The organism is Streptomyces sp. NPDC002888, assembly GCF_042888465.1.
In the GTDB taxonomy this organism is placed as follows: Bacteria; Actinomycetota; Actinomycetes; order Streptomycetales; family Streptomycetaceae; genus Streptomyces.
In genome coordinates, this window is sequence record NZ_JBIAPU010000005.1 from 240,284 (window position 1) to 258,469 (window position 18,186).

Sequence of the window (18,186 nt, forward strand, 5' to 3'; positions counted from 1 at the left end):
GGTACGGCCCTGTTCACCACGGACCCCCGTCCGCGGTGAACGGGGCTCTCTCCTTATGTACACGCGGCGTTGGTGACTCTGTATCCTTCAGTGAGTCCCCCCCGGGGCCGGCAAGACGATGCTCGCGGAGCGGCTGCCTGCCGTCCTGCCCCGGCTCGGCCGGCAGGAGTCACTGGAGGTCACGGCGGTACACTCGGTGGCGGGGCTGCTGCCGCCGGGCAAGCCCATGATCGACGTGGCGCCGTACTGCGCCCCGCACCACTCGGCCACGATGCAGGCGCTCGTCGGCGGCGGTCCGGGCGTCGCCCGGCCCGGGGCCGTGTCGCTCGCTCACCGTGGAGTGCTCTTCCTCGACGAGACGCCGGAGTTCAGCAGCCGGGTCCTCGACGCCCTGCGGCAGCCCCTGGAAGCGGGCCATGTCGTGATCGCGCGCAGTGCGGGGGTGGTGCGGTTCCCGGCGCAGTTCCTGATGGTGCTCGCGGCGAACCCTTGCCCCTGCGGGCGGTTCTCGCTCACGGACAACCTCTGCGAGTGCCCACCCTCGGCGATCCGCCGCTATCAGTCCCGCCTCTCCGGACCGCTGCTCGACCGGGTCGACCTCAGGGTCGAGGTCGACCCCGTCGGCAGGGCCGAGCTCACCCGGCGCGGCGCCTCGGGCGAGTCCACCGCGACGGTCGCCGCACGGGTGCGGGCCGCCCGGGACCGGGCGGCCCTTCGGCTGGCGGGTACACCGTGGCGGACCAACAGCGAGGTTCCGGGCCGGGAGCTGCGCAGCCGCTGGCATGCCGCACCCGGGGCGATGGACGAGGCCGAGCGAAGCCTGGAACGGGGCGTGCTGACCGCTCGCGGCCTCGATCGCGTCCTGCGTGTCGCCTGGACCGTCGCCGACCTCGTCGGTCACGACCGGCCCGACGCCACGGACGTCGCTCTGGCGCTGCAACTGCGTACGGGAGTGCCGCGCGGCGTGCCGATGGCCATCGGGGCGCTGACGTGAGCGGCGGTGACGATCCGGACCACGAGCTGCTCGCGCGCGTTTTCCTCACCCGTGTCATCGAGCCCGGCGACGAGGTCGCCGGGCGGTGGGTGCGGGAGCTCGGGGCCGTGGGGGTGGCGCGGCGGTTGCGGAGCGGTGGGGACGCTCTGCCCGGGAGGAGCGGCACGCGGTGGGCGGGGCTCGTCGCGCGGGCCGGGCGGGCGGAGCCCGAGCGGGATCTCGCCGTCGCGCGGGAGGCCGGGGTGCGGTTCGTGTGGCCCGGCGCGGTCGAGTGGCCGGGGGTGCTCGACGATCTGGGGGATGCCCGGCCCCTGGGACTGTGGGTGCGCGGGCGGCCCAGCCTGCGGATGTGGGCGCTGCGGTCGGTCGCCGTGGTGGGCGCGCGGGCCTGCACCGAGTACGGCGCCCACATGGCCGCCACGCTCGCCGCCGGTCTCGCCGAGCGCGGCTGGGTCGTGGTCTCCGGCGGCGCCTACGGGGTCGACGGCGCCGCCCACCGGGGCGCCCTCGGCGCGGGCGGCGCCACCGTCGCGGTCCTCGCCTGCGGCGTCGACCGGCCCTACCCCCGCGGGCACACCCAGTTGATCACCAGGATCGCGGATCAGGGGCTCGTCATCGGCGAGCTGGCACCCGGTGATCATCCGACGCCCAGCCGGTTCATCCTGCGCAACCGGGTGATCGCCGCGCTCACCCGGGGCACGGTCGTCGTCGAGGCGGCGTACCGCAGCGGCTCGCTCGTGACGGCACGGGCGGCGCAGCGCCTCGGCCGGCACACCATGGGCGTGCCGGGGCCCGCCACCAGTGGGCTCTCCGCGGGGGTGCACGAACTGCTGCGCGGGGAGGCGGTGCTCGTCACCGACGCCGCGGAAGTCGTCGAACAGGTCGGAGACATCGGGGAGCTCGCTCCGGACCGGCGCGGGCCCGTGCTGCCCCGTGACCTGCTGGAACCCGGCGCCCGGCGCGTCCTGGCCGCGCTGCCGGCCCGGAGAGCGGCGACGGCCGGTGAGATCGCGCGGGGCGCTCAGACGGCGGAGGACGACGCGATCGCGAGACTGTACGAACTTAGAGCACTTGGTTACGTCGAACGACACGGCGATGGCTGGAAGTTGACACGCCAGGCGATGATCTCCGCCCACGGCGGTCGCGGTGAGTGCTGACCGAGCGTGTTCGGCCGTCCGGGGGAACCCCGATGCCCTTTGGGTTTCCCGGAGTTGGGATCCCCCGGCCGTCACCGAGCGCGATGGTCGCGTCACCGCAAGGTGCCTGGCGCAAGTGTGCCGCTTACGGGTAGCGCCTCGCTCTTCGCGCACCGCAACACTTCAGTCACGCTACGCTCACGAGAATCCAGGCGCAGTCCGGCAACTCGACATCAGACCGACACCTCACGTACTTCACGGCAGAACGGCACAAGGCGACGAATGCCCCAGCACACCTCCGGGTCCGACCGGGCGGCTGTCCCCCCAGCCGCCCGCGACGGTGGCAGCGTGCGGCCGCCCGCTCCCTCGACGCTCGACGAGCTGTGGCGGTCCTACAAGGCGACGGGGGACGACAGGCTGCGGGAGCAGCTGATCCTGCACTACTCACCGCTCGTGAAATACGTGGCGGGACGGGTGAGTGTCGGTCTGCCGCCGAACGTGGAGCAGGCCGACTTCGTTTCCTCGGGGGTCTTCGGGCTCATCGACGCGATCGAGAAGTTCGACATCGACCGGGAGATCAAGTTCGAGACGTACGCGATCACCCGGATCCGGGGCGCCATGATCGACGAGCTGCGCGCGCTGGACTGGATCCCTCGGTCCGTGCGGCAGAAGGCGCGGAACGTGGAGCGGGCGTACGCGACGCTGGAGGCGCGGCTGAGACGCACGCCCACGGAGGGCGAGGTCGCCGCCGAGCTCGGCATCGCGGTGGACGAGCTGCACGCCGTGTTCAGCCAGTTGTCGCTGGCGAACGTGGTGGCCCTGGAGGAGCTGCTGCACGTCGGGGGCGAGGGCGGGGACGGCCTGAGCGTCATGGACACGCTGGAAGACACCGCCGCGGACAACCCGGTGGAGGTGGCCGAGGACCGGGAGCTGCGGCGATTCCTGGCGCGGGCGATCAACACGCTGCCCGAGCGGGAGAAGACCGTGGTCACGCTCTACTACTACGAGGGGCTGACACTGGCCGAGATCGGCAACGTGCTGGGCGTGACCGAGAGCCGGGTCAGTCAGATCCACACCAAATCGGTGCTGCAGTTGCGCGCGAAACTGGCGAGCTTCGGTCGTTGAACCGGCCGTGTCGGGGGTGGTGCGTCCGTAAAGTGGTTGACGTGCCAAGGATTCGAGCGGCCTCCGTGGCCGAGCACCGGTCGATGCAGCGTGCCGCCCTGCTGAATGCGGCGCGTTCTTTGTTGTCCGAGGGTGGGACGGAGGCGCTGACCTTCCCGGCCCTCGCGGAGCGGACGGGGCTGGCGCGGTCGTCCGTCTACGAGTACTTCCGGTCCCGGGCGGCCGTCGTCGAGGAACTGTGCGAGGTCGACTTCCCGGTCTGGGCGGCGGAGGTCTCGGCGGCGATGGAGCGGGCCCGGACGCCTGAGGGCAAGGTCGAGGCGTATGTGCGGCAGCAGCTGGCGCTGGTGGGGGACCGGCGGCACCGGGCTGTCGTGGCGATCTCGGCGAGCGAGCTGGATGCGGGGGCCCGGGAGAAGATCCGGGCCGCGCACGGGGGGCTCGTGGCGATGATCGTGGAGGCGTTGGGGGAGATGGGGCACGCGGAGCCCCGGCTGGCGGCGATGCTGTTGCAGGGGGTCGTGGACGCGGCGGTACGCAGGATTGAGCTGGGGGCGGCGGAGGATCCCGCGGCGATCACCGATGCGGCCGTCGGGATGGCTCTGCGGGGGGTTCAGGGCTGAGCTCGAATGCCCGCGACCGCGGTCATGGCAGGGGTACGTCGAGTACCGGCAGCAGTCTCGACGGGCCCCTGTGCAGGAGCCACGGGGGTAGCAGGGTGAGCGGGTCCAGGTAGGTCTCGCCCCTCAGCAAGCCCCAGTGCACGCACGTCGCCGAGCAGTGCGAACCCGTCGCCTCCACCGTGCCGATCGTCTCGCCCGCCTCCACCTCGTCCCCCTTCGTCACCGACGGGTGTACCGGTTCGTACGTCGTGCGCAGGGGCGGGTCGCCCGTACCCGGGAGTTCCACCGAGACGACCGGCCTCCCCGCCACCCGGCCGGCGAAGGACACCTTGCCCGCCGCCACCGCCCGAACCCGAGCCCCCGGCGGGGCCGCCAGGTCCACGCCTCGGTGGCCGCGGCCGTACACCGTCGCAGGGGGCTGCCAGCCGCGCAGGACCGCGGGGCGGGTCCCCACCGGCCAGGTGCGGCCGATGGCCGGTACCGGGGGTGTCGGATCGGGGGTGAGTGGTGGGGACGGGGCACCCGCCCGGGCCGTCGGGGCCAGGAAGGTGAAGGTCAGGGCCGGCAGCAACGCCCATGTCGCTCGCGCATGTCGCATGGGAGGAGCGTGGCGCAGTCCGGTCGATCATGGCGGGATCTGTGGACTACCGCCCGGTTGTGGACATCGGCGTCACCCGGCGCCTTCCGGGTCCCGTACACTTCTTCTGGCGATCCGGGTCACCGGGTCGACTTCGCACGCCCCGGTACGAGGCGGTCGGCAACGGCCCGTACGTATCAAGCGCCCCTCGGTCCTTCGTGGCACGGCGCGTCGCGGGCGTCAGGCGCGGGAGCCGTCCGGCATCCGCGACAACCGAGAAACTCAAGGAGATACGGCCATGGCCGTCGTCACGATGCGGGAGCTGCTGGAGAGCGGCGTCCACTTCGGTCACCAGACCCGTCGCTGGAACCCGAAGATGAAGCGCTTCATCTTCACCGAGCGCAACGGCATCTACATCATCGACCTGCTCCAGTCGCTGTCGTACATCGACCGCGCCTTCGAGTTCGTCAAGGAGACCGTCGCCCACGGCGGCACGGTCATGTTCGTCGGCACGAAGAAGCAGGCGCAGGAGGCCATCGCCGAGCAGGCCACCCGCGTCGGCATGCCCTACGTCAACCAGCGCTGGCTGGGCGGCATGCTCACCAACTTCTCGACCGTCTACAAGCGTCTGCAGCGCCTCAAGGAGCTCGAGCAGATCGACTTCGAGGACGTCGCCGCGTCCGGTCTGACCAAGAAGGAGCTTCTCGTGCTCTCGCGCGAGAAGGCCAAGCTGGAGAAGACCCTCGGTGGTATCCGCGAGATGTCCAAGGTTCCCAGCGCCGTCTGGATCGTGGACACCAAGAAGGAGCACATCGCGGTTGGTGAGGCCCGGAAGCTCAACATTCCGGTCGTCGCGATCCTCGACACCAACTGCGACCCCGACGAGGTCGACTACAAGATCCCGGGCAACGACGACGCGATCCGCTCCGTCACCCTGCTCACCCGTGTGATCGCCGACGCGGTCGCCGAGGGCCTCATCTCCCGCTCCGGTGTCGCCACCGAGGGCAAGGGCGACAAGGCCGCGGGCGAGCCGCTGGCCGCGTGGGAGCGCGACCTGCTCGAGGGCGAGAAGAAGGCCGACGAGGCCGAGGCCCCTGCCGCCGAGGGTGAGAAGCCGGCCGAGGCCGCTGCTGAGGCCCCCGCTGCCGAGGCCCCCGCCGAGGAGGCTCCGGCTGCTGAGGCCCCCGCCACGGAGGCTCCGGCCACCGAGGCCCCGGCTGCCGAGGCCGAGCAGGCCTGACCCGTCAGCGTCCGTGGTGACGGCGGGAGCGGTACTGCACCCACTAGCGCCTCCGGCGCGGTGAAAACCGCTCCCGCCGTTCACCCGTAGGTCAGCGGAGAGTCGGCGGCCCCCGTTACTCCATGGGGGTTGTAGACCCCGTAGATCTTCGATCTTCCAGACTTCGAGAGAGATTCACAGACTCATGGCGAACTACACCGCCGCCGACGTCAAGACGCTCCGTGAGCTCACGGGCGCCGGCATGATGGACTGCAAGAAGGCGCTGGACGAGGCCGAGGGCAACGTCGACAAGGCCGTCGAGGCGCTCCGTATCAAGGGCCAGAAGGGCGTCGCCAAGCGCGAAGGCCGCTCCGCCGAGAACGGCGCCGTGGTCTCGATCATCGCCGACGACAACTCCTCCGGTGTCCTCGTCGAGCTGAAGTGCGAGACGGACTTCGTCGCCAAGGGCGACAAGTTCCAGGCCGTGGCCAACACCATCGCCGAGCACGTCGCCAAGACCTCCCCGGCCGACCTCGAGGCCCTGCTCGCCTCCGAGATCGAGCCCGGCAAGACGGTCCAGGCGTTCGTGGACGAGGCCAACGCCAACCTGGGCGAGAAGATCGTCCTGGACCGCTTCGCGCAGTTCGCCGACGGCTTCGTGACCGCGTACATGCACCGCACGATGCCCGACCTGCCCCCGCAGATCGGTGTCCTCGTCGAGCTGGACAAGCCGAACGCCGACGTCGCCAAGGGCATCGCCCAGCACATCGCCGCCTTCGCGCCGAAGTACCTCTCCAAGGAGGAGGTGCCGGCCGACGTCGTCGAGTCCGAGCGTCGCATCGCCGAGGAGACCACCCGCGCCGAGGGCAAGCCCGAGGCCGCGATCGCCAAGATCGTCGATGGTCGTCTCAACGGCTTCTTCAAGGACGCCACGCTGCTCGGTCAGCCGTACGCGCTCGACAACAAGAAGTCGGTCCAGAAGGTCCTGGACGAGGCCGGTGTCACCCTGAAGCGCTTCTCGCGCATCAAGGTCGGCATCTGAGTCCGTACCGCGATCGACGCGCGACCCCGATAGGGTCGTATGCAGTTGTCAGCGGGTGACGGACGACAGCAGATCTGACGAGGAGGCCATTGCCGAGCATGGGTTGCGAACGACACCCCACCGGCAATGGCCTTCTTCGTATGTGCGACAGGTGAAAGAGGCGGGATCCCCATGACCACCAAGGCCCAGAAGAGCGACGACGGCAAAGTACGCGGCCGGTACATGCTGAAGCTGTCCGGAGAGGCCTTCTCCGGTGGTGGGGGCCTGGGCGTGGACCCCGACGTGGTGCACAAGATCGCCCGCGAGATCGCGGCCGTCGTACGGGACGGCGCACAGGTCGCCGTCGTCATCGGCGGCGGCAACTTCTTCCGTGGCGCCGAACTCCAGCAGCGCGGCATGGACCGCGCCCGCTCGGACTACATGGGCATGCTCGGCACCGTGATGAACTGCCTCGCCCTCCAGGACTTCCTGGAGAAGGAGGGCATCGACAGCCGGGTCCAGACCGCCATCACCATGGGCCAGGTCGCCGAGCCGTACATCCCGCTGCGCGCCGTGCGCCACCTGGAGAAGGGCCGCGTGGTCATCTTCGGCGCCGGTATGGGCATGCCGTACTTCTCCACCGACACCACCGCCGCCCAGCGCGCCCTGGAGATCGACGCCGAGGCGCTGCTGATGGGCAAGAACGGCGTGGACGGGGTCTACGACTCCGACCCGAAGACCAACCCGGACGCCGTCAAGTTCGACTCCCTCGGCTACGGCGAGGTCATCACCCGCGAACTCAAGGTCGCCGACGCCACCGCCGTCACCCTGTGCCGCGACAACAAGCTCCCGATCCTCGTCTTCGAGCTTCTGGCGGAGGGCAATATCGCGCGCGCCGTCAGGGGTGAGAAGATCGGCACGCTTGTGGGTGACCAGGGCAGCCGGGACTGACCACGGACCCTGACCGGGGGTGGACAATGTCCTGCCGGTCGGGAACCGTGCAGAAAGAAGACGCGACGCAGCCGGCCGCCGCCACCGCCAAGGAACCGCAGCCGGGCCTACTCAAGACACGCAGGAGCAAGTGGTGATCGAAGAGACCCTCCTCGAGGCCGAGGAGAAGATGGAGAAGGCCGTCGTGGTCGCCAAGGAGGACTTCGCCGCGATCCGTACCGGCCGTGCGCACCCGGCGATGTTCAACAAGATCGTGGCCGACTACTACGGCGCGCCGACGCCGATCAACCAGCTGGCTTCGTTCTCCGTGCCGGAGCCGCGCATGGCGGTCGTGACCCCGTTCGACAAGAGCGCGCTGCGCAACATCGAGCAGGCGATCCGCGACTCCGACCTCGGCGTCAACCCGAGCAACGACGGCAACATCATCCGTGTGGTGTTCCCCGAGCTGACCGAGGAACGCCGCCGCGAGTACATCAAGGTCGCCAAGGGCAAGGGCGAGGACGCCAAGGTGTCGATCCGCTCCGTCCGCCGCAAGGCCAAGGACGCCATCGACAAGCTGATCAAGGACGGCGAGGTCGGCGAGGACGAGGGCCGTCGTGCGGAGAAGGAGCTCGACGACACCACGGCGAAGTACGTCGCCCAGGTGGACGAGCTCCTGAAGCACAAGGAGTCGGAGCTGCTCGAGGTCTGATGAACGACTCTTCCTGGGGCGCTCCGCCACAAGCCGGGTCACACACCGGGTACTGGGGACCGTCCGACCAGGGGCCTGTCCAGGGCGCTGCCCCGGCGGGTCCCGCATACGATGCGCCTGAGGCGCAGCAGACTCGCCCCATGCCCATCGTGCCCGACGTGCCCGCATACGGCGGAAACCAGGATGACGATCGGGGGGCCGCTCGGCTGAGCGGCCCCTTGTTCCGCAACGAGACGCCGCAGGCCCAGCCCTACGGGTCGTACGACACGCCGCAGGCACAACCCTACGGGGCGGTGCCGCAGAATCCGGAGCCCATGCCCGACGCCCCTCAGCCGGCGCCCGCACCGCAGAAGAAGAGTGCGGGCCGCGACCTGAGCGCGGCCATAGGGGTCGGGGTCGGCCTCGGTGCGGTGATCGTCGCGTCGCTGTTCATCGTCAAGGCCGTGTTCGTCGGCGTGGTCGCCGTCGCCGTCGTGGTGGGTCTGTGGGAGCTGACGAGTCGGCTCGCGGAGCGCAAGGGCATCAAGGCGCCCGTGGTGCCGCTCGCGATCGGTGGCGCGGCCATGGTCGTCTCCGGTTATGCGCGGGGAGCCGAGGGCGCGTGGGTCGCCATGGCGCTCACAGCGTTGGCGGTACTCGTATGGCGTATGACGGAGCCGCCCGAGGGCTACCTCAAGGACGTCACGGCGGGCGTCTTCGCCGCGTTCTACGTCCCGTTCCTCGCCACGTTCGTCGCGATGATGCTGACGGCCGACGACGGCCCGTGGCGCGTCCTGACGTTCCTGGTCCTCACGGTCGTCAGCGACACCGGCGCGTACGCCGTCGGCTGGCGCTTCGGCAAGCACAAGCTCGCGCCGCGCATCAGCCCCGGCAAGACCCGCGAGGGCCTGCTCGGCGCGGTCACCTTCGCCATGGTCGCCGGGGCACTGTGCGCGGAGTTCCTGATCGACGACGGCACGTGGTGGCAGGGCCTGCTCCTGGGCCTGGCCGTCGCGGTCAGCGCGACACTGGGCGACCTCGGCGAGTCGATGATCAAGCGGGACCTCGGCATCAAGGACATGGGCACCCTGCTGCCGGGGCACGGCGGCATCATGGACCGGCTGGACTCGCTGCTTCCGACGGCTCCCGTGGTCTGGCTGCTGCTTGTGATCTTCGTGGGGTCCGGGTGACCCGCAGCATGTATGCGGCTTGAGCGAGCCCCCGTCCTTCGGCAGGACGGGGGCTCGCTCTTTCGCAGGGGGACGGCCGAGTGGGACTATTCCGGTATAAGCCCCCAAAGGGAGCATGATCGCCTGGAAGGAGGCGGGCATCATGTCCGACTTCCGAGAAGTGGTCGACGTCGACCGCAGCCCCGAGGACGTCTGGGAGTACATCATCGACCCCGCCCACCTGCCGGAATGGCAGGAGAGCGCCGTCGCCGTGGAGCAGTTGGGTGAGGGCCCGATCCACGTCGGCTCCCGCCTGCGCATCACCCGGCACGTCGGTCGCCGCGACATGCCGTTCCTGATGGAGTTCACCGAGTGCGACCCGCCGCACGCCTGGGGTCTGCGCGCAGTGGAGGGCCCCGTCCGGCCGCGCGTCCACGGCGAGATCACCCCGCTCGACGACGGCCGCCGCTCCCGCGTGACGATGGAGATCGACCTCGAAGGGCGCGGCGTCGGCAAGATCCTCCTCCCCCTCGTCGTCCGCCCGCAGGTCCGCAAGGAACTCCCGCGCGACGAGCAACTGCTCAAGCAACGCCTGGAGCACACCACCGCGTAATTCACGTCACCGGCGCCGCGATGCCACTGCCGCGGATCCCGCCATGGGACGGCCCGGGTCACCCAAGTGGATCTGCGACACTGGTACAGCCATGCCTAAGCCCGGAGAACTCACATTCGTCGCCCCCCGCGGAGCCCAGAAGCCGCCGCGGCATCTAGCTGATCTCACGCCTGCCGAGCGCAAGGAGGCGGTGGCCGAGATCGGGGAGAAGCCGTTTCGTGCCAAGCAGCTCGCGCAGCACTACTTCGCGCGGTACGCGCACGACCCGGAGCAGTGGACCGACATCCCGGCGGCCGCGCGTCCCAAGCTGCAGGAGGCGCTGCTTCCCGAGCTGATGACGGTCGTGCGGCATCTGTCGACCGACCAGGGCACCACGCGCAAGACGCTGTGGCGGCTGTTCGACGGGACGCTGGTCGAGTCGGTGCTGATGCGGTACCCGGACCGGGTGACCATGTGCATCAGCTCGCAGGCGGGGTGCGGGATGAACTGCCCGTTCTGTGCGACCGGGCAGGCGGGTCTGGACCGGAATCTGTCCACCGCCGAGATCGTCCACCAGATCGTGGACGGGATGCGGGCGCTCAGGGACGGCGAGGTGCCCGGTGGGCCGGCCCGGCTGTCCAACATCGTCTTCATGGGCATGGGTGAGCCCCTCGCCAACTACAAGCGGGTCGTGCAGTCCATTCGCGCCCTCACCGACCCCGCGCCGGACGGGCTCGGGCTCTCGCAGCGGGGCATCACCGTCTCGACGGTCGGGCTGGTCCCTGCGATCCACCGGTTCGCCGACGAGGGCTTCAAGTGCCGCCTCGCCATCTCGCTGCACGCGCCCGACGACGAGCTGCGTGACACCCTCGTCCCCGTGAACACGCGGTGGAAGGTGCGCGAGGTCCTCGACGCCGGCTTCGACTACGTCGAGAAGTCCGGGCGCCGGCTGTCCATCGAGTACGCGCTGATCCGGGACATCAACGACCAGGCCTGGCGCGGTGACCGGCTCGGCCGACTGCTCAAGGGCAGGCCCGTGCACGTCAACCTGATCCCGCTGAACCCGACGCCGGGGTCCAAGTGGACGGCCTCGCGGCCGGAGGACGAGAAGGCGTTCGTCGAGGCGATCGCTGCCCATGGTGTGCCTGTCACGATCCGGGACACCCGTGGACAGGAGATCGACGGGGCATGTGGTCAGCTCGCGGCCACCGAGCGGTAGTCTGAGCCGGCACAACTTCATATCAGCCATACATCTGCATATTCCGACAGGGGAGCGCCACAGCGCTGAGAGTGCGGCACCGGCCGCAGACCCTCTGAACCTCGCCCAGGTCATTCTGGGTAGGAAGTTCGGTCTCCACTCAAGCTGTTGCGCCCTGCCCGGGCACCGGTGAAACGTTCCGCCGTTGCCCGGGCAGGGCCGCGTCTCTTCCTGGTCACCCCAGGAGGAATCCAGTGAGCATCACCAAGAAGGCCACGGCCCTGGCCGTCGGACTCGGCCTGGTCACGCTGTCCGCGTGCGGGTCGTCCGACGATCAGGGGTCCGGCGACTCCGGCTCCAAGACCGTCACCCTGGTCAGCCACAACTCGTGGGCCGTCTCCAAAAGCGTCCTCGCGGACTTCGAGAAGCAGTCCGGCTACAAGGTCAAGGTCCTTGAGGACGGCGACGCCGGCCAGGCCGTCAACAAGGCGATCCTGACCAAGGACAACCCGCAGGGCGACGTCTTCTTCGGCGTCGACAACACCCTGCTGTCCCGGGCCCTGGACAACGGGCTGTTCCAGTCGTACGAGGCCAAGGGGCTCGACCAGGTCGACGAGCAGTACCAGCTCGACAAGGACAAGCACCGGGTCACCCCGGTCGACTACGGCGACATCTGCGTCAACTACGACAAGAAGTACTTCGCGGACCACAAGCTGACCCCGCCGGCCTCCTTCGACGACCTGGCCAAGCCCGCGTACAAGAACCTCCTCGTCACCGAGAACGCCTCCACCTCCTCGCCCGGCCTCGGCTTCCTGCTCGCCACCGCCGCGAAGTACGGCGACGAAGGCTGGCAGGACTACTGGAAGAAGCTCAAGGCCAACGGCGTGAAGGTCGTCGACGGCTGGGAGCAGGCGTACAACGAGGAGTTCTCCGGGTCCGCCGGCGGCAAGAAGGCCAAGGCCGACCGGCCGCTCGTCGTCTCCTACGCCTCCTCGCCGCCCGCCGAGGTGATCTACGCCGACCCCAAGCCGACGACCGCGCCCACCGGCGTGGCGACCGGCACCTGCTTCCGCCAGACCGAGTTTGCGGGGCTGCTGAGCAACGCCAAGAACACCAAGGGCGGCAAGGCGCTCGTCGACTTCCTGGTGTCGAAGGAGTTCCAGGAGGACATGCCGCTGAACATGTTCGTCTACCCGGTCCTCGCCGGGGCGAAGGTGCCCGCCGAGTTCACCGAGTTCGGGCCCGCCGCCAAGGATCCCGAGACCATGGACCCGTCGAAGATCGCCGACAACCGTGACCAGTGGGTCAAGTCGTGGACCTCGCTCGTACTCAAGTAAAGGCCAACGCTCGCGGGAGCGCGGCGCGGCTCGGGCTCATGGCCCTGCCCGTCGTGTTCTTCGGGCTCTTCTTCGCCTACCCCGTCGCCGCGATCGTCGCCCGGGGGCTAGACACCGACGGCGGCTGGCAGTTCGGGCGGCTGGCGGACGTGCTGGGGCGGTCGGACATCCGGCACGTCCTGTGGTTCACCACCTGGCAGGCCGTCGCCTCCACCGCGCTCACCCTGCTGATCGCGCTGCCGGGCGCGTATGTCTTCGCCCGCTTCGACTTCCCCGGCAAGCAACTCCTGCGGGCGGTCGTCACCGTGCCCTTCGTGCTGCCGACGGTCGTCGTCGGTACGGCCTTCCTGGCGCTGGTCGGGCGCGGCGGGCTGCTCGACGAGCTGTGGGGCGTACGCCTCGACACCACCGTGTGGGCGATCCTGCTCGCGCACGTCTTCTTCAACTACGCGGTCGTCGTACGCACCGTCGGCGGACTGTGGGCACAGCTCGACCCGCGGCAGGAGGACGCGGCGCGGATGCTGGGCGCGTCGTCCGTGAAGGCCTGGCGAAGCGTCACCCTGCCGGCGCTCGCGCCCGCCGTGGCCGCCGCCGCGCTGATGGTCTTCCTGTTCACGTTCACCTCCTTCGGTGTGGTGCAGATCCTCGGTGGGCCCACCTTCTCCACGCTGGAGGTGGAGATCTACCGGCAGACCTCGGAGATCTTCGACCTGTCCACCGCCGCCGTCCTCACCCTCGTGCAGTTCGTGGCGGTGGGCGCGATCCTCGCCGTGCACGCCTGGACCGTACGGCGGCGGGAGACCGCGCTGCGGCTGGTGGACGCGTCGGTGACGGCGCGGCGGCCGCGTGGGGCGGGGCAGTGGGCGCTGCTGGCCGGCGTCCTGGCCACGATCCTCGTGCTGCTGGTGCTGCCGCTCGCCGTGCTCGTGCAGCGGTCGCTGGACGCGCCCGACTTCGGCTACTACCGGGCGTTGACGTCGGCGGACGGGGGAGTGTTCCTGGTTCCGCCGATCGACGCGATCGGCAACTCGCTGGAGTACGCCGTCGCCGCCACCGCCATCGCCGTGGTGATCGGCGGACTCGCCGCCGCCGCGCTGACCCGGCGGGACGCGGGCCGCTTCGTACGCGGCTTCGACGCGCTGCTGATGCTGCCCCTCGGCGTCTCCGCGGTGACCGTCGGCTTCGGTTTCCTGATCGCCCTCGACGAGCCCCCGCTGAATCTGCGTGCCTCCTGGATCCTGGTGCCGCTCGCGCAGGCACTCGTGGGCGTGCCGTTCGTCGTACGGACCATGCTGCCGGTGCTGCGGGCGGTGGACGTACGGCTGCGGGAGGCGGCGGCCGTGCTCGGGGCGTCGCCGTGGCGGGTGTGGCGGGAGGTCGACCTGCCGATGGTGCGGCGGGCGCTGCTCGTCGCGGCCGGGTTCGCCTTCGCGGTGTCGCTGGGGGAGTTCGGGGCGACGGTGTTCATCGCACGGCCCGACAATCCGACGCTGCCGGTCGCCGTGGCGCGGCTGCTGGGGCGGGCCGGCGACCTCAACTACGGGCAGGCGATGGCCCTGTCGACGATGCTGATGCTGGTGTGCGCGGTGGCGCTGCTGATCCTGGAGAGGCTGCGCACCGACCGGACCGGGGAGTTCTGATGCTGCTGAACCTTGAGGGCGCGACCGTGCGGTTCGGTGGGCGGGCCGTGCTCGACGCCGTCGATCTCGGGGTCGCCGAGCACGAGGTCGTCTGTGTGCTCGGGCCGAGCGGCAGCGGCAAGTCGACGCTGCTGCGGGCGGTGGCCGGGCTGCAACCCCTGGACGCCGGGCGGGTGCTGCTCGACGGGCGCGACCAGGCGGCGGTGCCCGCGCACCGGCGCGGGGTGGGCCTGATGTTCCAGGACCATCAGCTGTTCCCGCAGCGGGACGTGGGCGGCAACGTGGCGTTCGGGCTGCGGATGCGCAAGAGCCCCAAGCAGCAACAGGGCGAGCGTGTACGGGAGTTGCTGGACCTCGTCGGACTGCCGGGCGCGGCGGGCCGGGCCGTGGCGGCGCTCTCCGGCGGTGAGCAGCAGCGTGTCGCGCTGGCCCGGGCCCTCGCGCCCCGCCCGCGGCTGCTGATGCTGGACGAGCCGCTCGGGCAGCTCGACCGGTCGCTGCGGGAGCGGCTCGTCGTCGAACTGCGGGAGCTGTTCGGGCGGTTGGGCACCACCGTGCTCGCCGTCACCCACGACCAGGGCGAGGCCTTCGCGCTGGCGGACCGGGTCGTGGTGATGCGGGACGGGCGGATCGCCCAGTCCGGTACGCCTCTTGAGGTGTGGCAGCGGCCGGCCGACGCGTTCGTGGCCCGTTTCCTCGGCTTCGACAACGTGGTCCCGGCGACGGTCGCCGGGGAGGCCGCCGATACGCCGTGGGGCAAGGTGCCGGTCCCGGGCGACGCCCCGCAGGGGACGCGCACGCTGCTCGTACGGCCCGCCGGGGTCCGGCTGGTGCCCGTGGACGCGGGGCTGCGCTGCACGGTGACCGCCCGTACCTTCAAGGGCACCCATGTCACCGTGCGCCTCCAGCCGGAGGCGGCGCCGCCACTGGAGGCGGCGTGCGCGCTGCGGGCGGCGCCCGGGGTGGGGGACGAGGTCGGAGTGGAGTTCGACGCGGCCGAAATCGTCGTGCTGGACTGACCGGGGCACCCCTAGGGTGTTACGTATGACCCTTCTCACGCATGACCGCTACTGCGACGAAGTCGCCCACCAGGTGGGCCGGTTGAGGGCCGTGGTGACCTCCGGTGCCGATCTGTCCGCCACCGTGCCGACCTGCCCCGACTGGTCGCTGGAGCAGCTCGTACGGCACACGGGTGGCGCCCTGCGCTGGGTGGAGTTCATCGTGCGCACCCGGGCGCAGGAGGAGATCCCCGAGGAGAAGGTCCCGCTGCGCGAGGGACCGGAGGCCGTGGGTGATCCCGCCGCCCTGGACGCCTGGCTCGCGGAGACCGGCGAGATGCTCGTCGGTGCGCTGCGCGAGGCCGGGCCCGACACGCAGGTGTGGGGGTGGGCCGGGGCCCTCAACGCCGGGTTCTGGGCCCGCCGTATGACGCACGAGCTCGTCGTGCACGGCGTGGACGCCACGCTGGCCGCGAAGCTGCCGTACGAGGTCGCGCCGGACGTGGCCGCCGACGCGCTCGACGAGTGGCTGGAGCTCGTGGAGTTCGTGCAGCGGACCGGGGCCCACCCGACGGCGCAGGACCTGCCGAGGGACGGGCGCAGCATCCACCTCCACGCGACGGACACGCCGCCGGAGCTGAACGCCGAGTGGGTCGTCGAACTCGCCGAGGACGGGGTCACCTGGCGGCGTGGGCACGAGAAGGCGACGGTCGCGTTGCGCGGGCCGCTGGCCGACGTGCTGCTCGCCTTCTACCGCCGGCAACCCCTGGACGCCCCGGGCTTGGAGGTACTCGGGGAGCGGGAGCTGCTGGAGTTCTGGCTGGAGCGGGTCACGTTCGGCTGAGTGCACGACGTGGCTGTGGCCCGTCCCCGGTGCGCGGGGACGGGCCACAGAGCTGTGCGGGTCAGCGCGTGCTGGCTCCGCGACGGCGTATGCCGAAGAAGATCGCGCCGCCGCCGATCACGACGAGGGCGGCCGCGATGCCGGCGATCAGACCGGTCTGGGAGCTCGCACCGGTCTCGGCGAGGTTCGACTCACCGGCCGCCGGCGAGGGGGCGCTGCTCACGGTGCCCGCGGGGGCGGAGCCGCCGGCCTCCGGAGCCGCCGGGGACGGGGGGACCGTCGACTGGGCCGGGGTCGAGGCGGCGTCCGACGGCGACGGGCTGGTGGCCGACGGCGTCGGGGTCGGCGTCGGAGTCGGGGTGGGAGTGGGGGTGGCGGTCGGCGTCGGGCTGTCCTCGGCCTTGCAGGCCGTGGACGACGTGGTCAGGTTGGGGGTGATGTCCGCGTCGACGTCCTTGGCCTTGACGTGGATGCGGTAGATGGCGTTGGGCTCCCAGTCCTCCTCGAAGGTGACGGTGACGCCCTTGCTCGAGCCCTTGACCTGCTGCTGGCCGACCTTCTTCACGTCGGCGCCGTTGTTCTCCAGGAAGACCGACACGATGGCCGGGGTGCCCGTCGGGTCCACGTCGGTGACCGTGATGATGCCCTTCGCGCCGTCGCACTTGGCTTCGGCGGAGAAGTCCTTGATTTCGCAGGCGAGCGCGCTGCCGGCGGCGCTGAGCGCGAGCACGGACGAGGCGGTGGCGACACCGAGGATGCGCACGGAACGTGCGACGGTACGGCGGGATAGGGACACGTTTGTCCTTTACAGATGCGCAACTGCGGGGGGTTGAGGGGGAGATGACGCCCCGACTGGATGGAACAACACCGCCCCCACGAATCTCACAGGTCTATAAGCGTTCCATAAGAAGTGTCAATCCGCGAGCCCCCTCAGTGCCCCCGGCTTTGCCAGCTTATTAACCACCCAGGCGTTTCAGTGCCGCCGGAGCCTCCTCGATCCGGTCGACCAACGCGATGCGCGCCTCCATCGAACGCTCCCGCGCGAGCGCCCGCAACAACGGCCAGGTGGGCAGCCGTTCCGTCCAGTGCGCCCGGTCCACGAGCACCATGGGCGTGGGCTCGCCCCGCGACTCGTAGTAGTTGGGCGTCGCGTTGTCGAAGATCTCCTGTACGGTGCCGGCGGCGCCCGGCAGGAACACCACACCCGCGTTGGAGCGGGCCAACAGGCCGTCCTCGCGGGTCGCGTTGGCGAAGTACTTGGCGATGTGCGCGGCGAACGGGTTCGGCGGCTCGTGGCCGTAGAACCAGGTGGGGATGCCGACCGAGGCACCGCCGCCCGGCCAGCGCCCGCGCACCTCGAACGCGGCGCGCGCCCAGTCGGTGATCGACGGCGTGAACGACGGGGACTTGGCGAGGAGTCGGAGCGCCTCGTCGAGCATCCCGTTCTCGAACGGGGCCGCGTACGCGCCGAGGTTCGCCGCCTCCATCGCGCCCGGGCCGCCGCCGGTGGCCACCGTGAAGCCGGTGCGGGCCAGTTCGCGGCCGAGACGGGCCGCACCGGCGTACGCCTCCGTGCCGCGCGCCATGGCGTGGCCGCCCATGACGCCCACCACCCGCGCGCCGACGAGGAGTTCGTCGAGGGCGTCGGAGACCGCGTCGTCGTGGATCGAGCGCAGCATCGACGAGAAGATGTCGCCGTCGGCCTTGGTCCGCTGGAACCAGGCGTAGGCGAGGGCGTCCGGGGTCGCCTCGTAGCCCTCGGCGAGGGAGTCGAACAACTCGTCCGGGGCGTAGACGAAACCGCGGTACGGGTCGAACGGCAGGCCCGGGACGGGCGGGAAGACCAGGGCGCCGGCGGCGCGCACCGCGGCGGCCGCCTCCGGGGCCATCGGGCAGCCGAGGAAGACGGCGCCCGTGGAGTCCACGGTGAGCAGGGCGTCCGTACGGTCCGTCAGATCGACGGCCTGGACGCGGTGGTGGGCCAGGGTGCCGTGCCGGGAGACGACCTCGTCGAACTCGGCGAGGGACTCGATCTCGCGGTCGTGGGAGCCGTCGTACGGCTGGGCGGGTGTCTGATGCACCCGCCCATGCT

The 18,186-nt window shown here is 70.6% G+C and carries 17 protein-coding genes, 1 pseudogene and 1 riboswitch; of the genes and pseudogenes, 15 read left to right on the forward strand and 3 right to left on the reverse strand.

The window, feature by feature from the left end; translation table 11 throughout:
* Window positions 1-97 precede the first annotated feature (97 nt).
* The 4 genes and pseudogenes from ACFYWX_RS10715 to ACFYWX_RS10730 all read left to right on the forward strand — a co-directional run.
* Window positions 98-994, forward strand: a pseudogene (locus ACFYWX_RS10715) (ATP-binding protein); the annotation flags it as partial.
* On the forward strand, window positions 991-2,151 hold the full coding sequence (dprA, locus tag ACFYWX_RS10720; protein ID WP_389423609.1) for a DNA-processing protein DprA: 1,161 nt from the start codon (window positions 991-993) through the stop codon (window positions 2,149-2,151). The pseudogene ACFYWX_RS10715 and the gene dprA, both read left to right, overlap by 4 nt.
* 261 nt (window positions 2,152-2,412) lie before the next feature.
* Window positions 2,413-3,255 carry an RNA polymerase sigma factor WhiG gene (gene whiG, locus ACFYWX_RS10725; protein ID WP_389423610.1) on the forward strand — a complete coding sequence of 281 codons (843 nt, stop codon included), beginning with the start codon at window positions 2,413-2,415 and terminating at the stop codon, window positions 3,253-3,255.
* A 65-nt stretch (window positions 3,256-3,320) separates the two neighbouring features.
* A complete protein-coding gene (locus tag ACFYWX_RS10730) occupies window positions 3,321-3,878 on the forward strand; it encodes a TetR/AcrR family transcriptional regulator (protein ID WP_389423749.1) in 558 nt (185 codons plus the stop codon).
* Window positions 3,879-3,900: 22 nt separating this feature from the next.
* On the opposite strand, the gene ACFYWX_RS10735 is transcribed toward ACFYWX_RS10730, so the two are convergent.
* Window positions 3,901-4,476 carry a M23 family metallopeptidase gene (locus tag ACFYWX_RS10735; protein WP_389423611.1) on the reverse strand — a complete coding sequence of 192 codons (576 nt, stop codon included), beginning with the start codon at window positions 4,474-4,476 and terminating at the stop codon, window positions 3,901-3,903.
* Between the two features lie 277 nt (window positions 4,477-4,753).
* Between ACFYWX_RS10735 and rpsB the strand changes: the two genes are divergently transcribed.
* The 11 genes from rpsB to ACFYWX_RS10790 all read left to right on the forward strand — a co-directional run bounded on the left by rpsB (window position 4,754) and on the right by ACFYWX_RS10790 (window position 16,094).
* The gene (gene rpsB / locus ACFYWX_RS10740; RefSeq protein WP_389423612.1) at window positions 4,754-5,695 is read left to right on the forward strand and encodes a 30S ribosomal protein S2; all 942 of its coding nucleotides are present in this window, start codon (window positions 4,754-4,756) and stop codon (window positions 5,693-5,695) included.
* A 184-nt stretch (window positions 5,696-5,879) separates the two neighbouring features.
* Window positions 5,880-6,716 carry a translation elongation factor Ts gene (gene tsf, locus ACFYWX_RS10745; RefSeq protein ID WP_389423613.1) on the forward strand — a complete coding sequence of 279 codons (837 nt, stop codon included), beginning with the start codon at window positions 5,880-5,882 and terminating at the stop codon, window positions 6,714-6,716.
* 171 nt (window positions 6,717-6,887) lie between these two features.
* Window positions 6,888-7,646, forward strand: a complete 759-nt coding sequence (gene pyrH, locus ACFYWX_RS10750) for a UMP kinase (protein ID WP_389423614.1) — start codon at window positions 6,888-6,890, stop codon at window positions 7,644-7,646.
* 133 nt (window positions 7,647-7,779) lie between these two features.
* Window positions 7,780-8,337 carry a ribosome recycling factor gene (gene frr, locus ACFYWX_RS10755; protein ID WP_030168208.1) on the forward strand — a complete coding sequence of 186 codons (558 nt, stop codon included), beginning with the start codon at window positions 7,780-7,782 and terminating at the stop codon, window positions 8,335-8,337.
* Window positions 8,337-9,506 (forward strand): phosphatidate cytidylyltransferase, encoded by a 1,170-nt coding sequence (locus tag ACFYWX_RS10760; RefSeq protein ID WP_389423615.1) that lies wholly within the window; start codon window positions 8,337-8,339, stop codon window positions 9,504-9,506. Before frr ends, ACFYWX_RS10760 begins: the two co-directional genes overlap by 1 nt.
* Window positions 9,507-9,648: 142 nt before the next feature.
* The gene (locus ACFYWX_RS10765; RefSeq protein ID WP_389423616.1) at window positions 9,649-10,098 is read left to right on the forward strand and encodes an SRPBCC family protein; all 450 of its coding nucleotides are present in this window, start codon (window positions 9,649-9,651) and stop codon (window positions 10,096-10,098) included.
* 91 nt (window positions 10,099-10,189) lie between these two features.
* Window positions 10,190-11,296 (forward strand): 23S rRNA (adenine(2503)-C(2))-methyltransferase RlmN, encoded by a 1,107-nt coding sequence (gene rlmN / locus ACFYWX_RS10770; protein ID WP_389423617.1) that lies wholly within the window; start codon window positions 10,190-10,192, stop codon window positions 11,294-11,296.
* 38 nt (window positions 11,297-11,334) lie between these two features.
* Window positions 11,335-11,440: riboswitch (TPP riboswitch) on the forward strand.
* Between the two features lie 89 nt (window positions 11,441-11,529).
* Window positions 11,530-12,612: a thiamine ABC transporter substrate binding subunit gene (locus tag ACFYWX_RS10775; RefSeq protein WP_389423618.1), complete on the forward strand. Its 1,083-nt coding sequence runs from the start codon at window positions 11,530-11,532 to the stop codon at window positions 12,610-12,612.
* Between the two features lie 38 nt (window positions 12,613-12,650).
* Entirely contained in the window at window positions 12,651-14,252 is a 1,602-nt protein-coding gene (locus ACFYWX_RS10780; protein WP_389423619.1) for an ABC transporter permease, read from the forward strand.
* Window positions 14,252-15,271, forward strand: coding sequence for an ABC transporter ATP-binding protein (locus ACFYWX_RS10785; protein WP_389423620.1), 1,020 nt, complete (start codon window positions 14,252-14,254; stop codon window positions 15,269-15,271). Before ACFYWX_RS10780 ends, ACFYWX_RS10785 begins: the two co-directional genes overlap by 1 nt.
* A 25-nt stretch (window positions 15,272-15,296) precedes the next feature.
* On the forward strand, window positions 15,297-16,094 hold the full coding sequence (locus ACFYWX_RS10790) for a maleylpyruvate isomerase family mycothiol-dependent enzyme (protein WP_389423621.1): 798 nt from the start codon (window positions 15,297-15,299) through the stop codon (window positions 16,092-16,094).
* A 61-nt stretch (window positions 16,095-16,155) separates the two neighbouring features.
* Here the strand turns inward: ACFYWX_RS10790 and ACFYWX_RS10795 are convergent, their stop codons facing one another.
* Both ACFYWX_RS10795 and ACFYWX_RS10800 read right to left on the reverse strand, forming a co-directional pair.
* Window positions 16,156-16,890 carry an LAETG motif-containing sortase-dependent surface protein gene (locus ACFYWX_RS10795; protein WP_389423622.1) on the reverse strand — a complete coding sequence of 245 codons (735 nt, stop codon included), beginning with the start codon at window positions 16,888-16,890 and terminating at the stop codon, window positions 16,156-16,158.
* 160 nt (window positions 16,891-17,050) lie between these two features.
* On the reverse strand, window positions 17,051-18,175 hold the full coding sequence (locus ACFYWX_RS10800) for an LOG family protein (RefSeq protein WP_389423623.1): 1,125 nt from the start codon (window positions 18,173-18,175) through the stop codon (window positions 17,051-17,053).
* Window positions 18,176-18,186 lie beyond the last annotated feature (11 nt).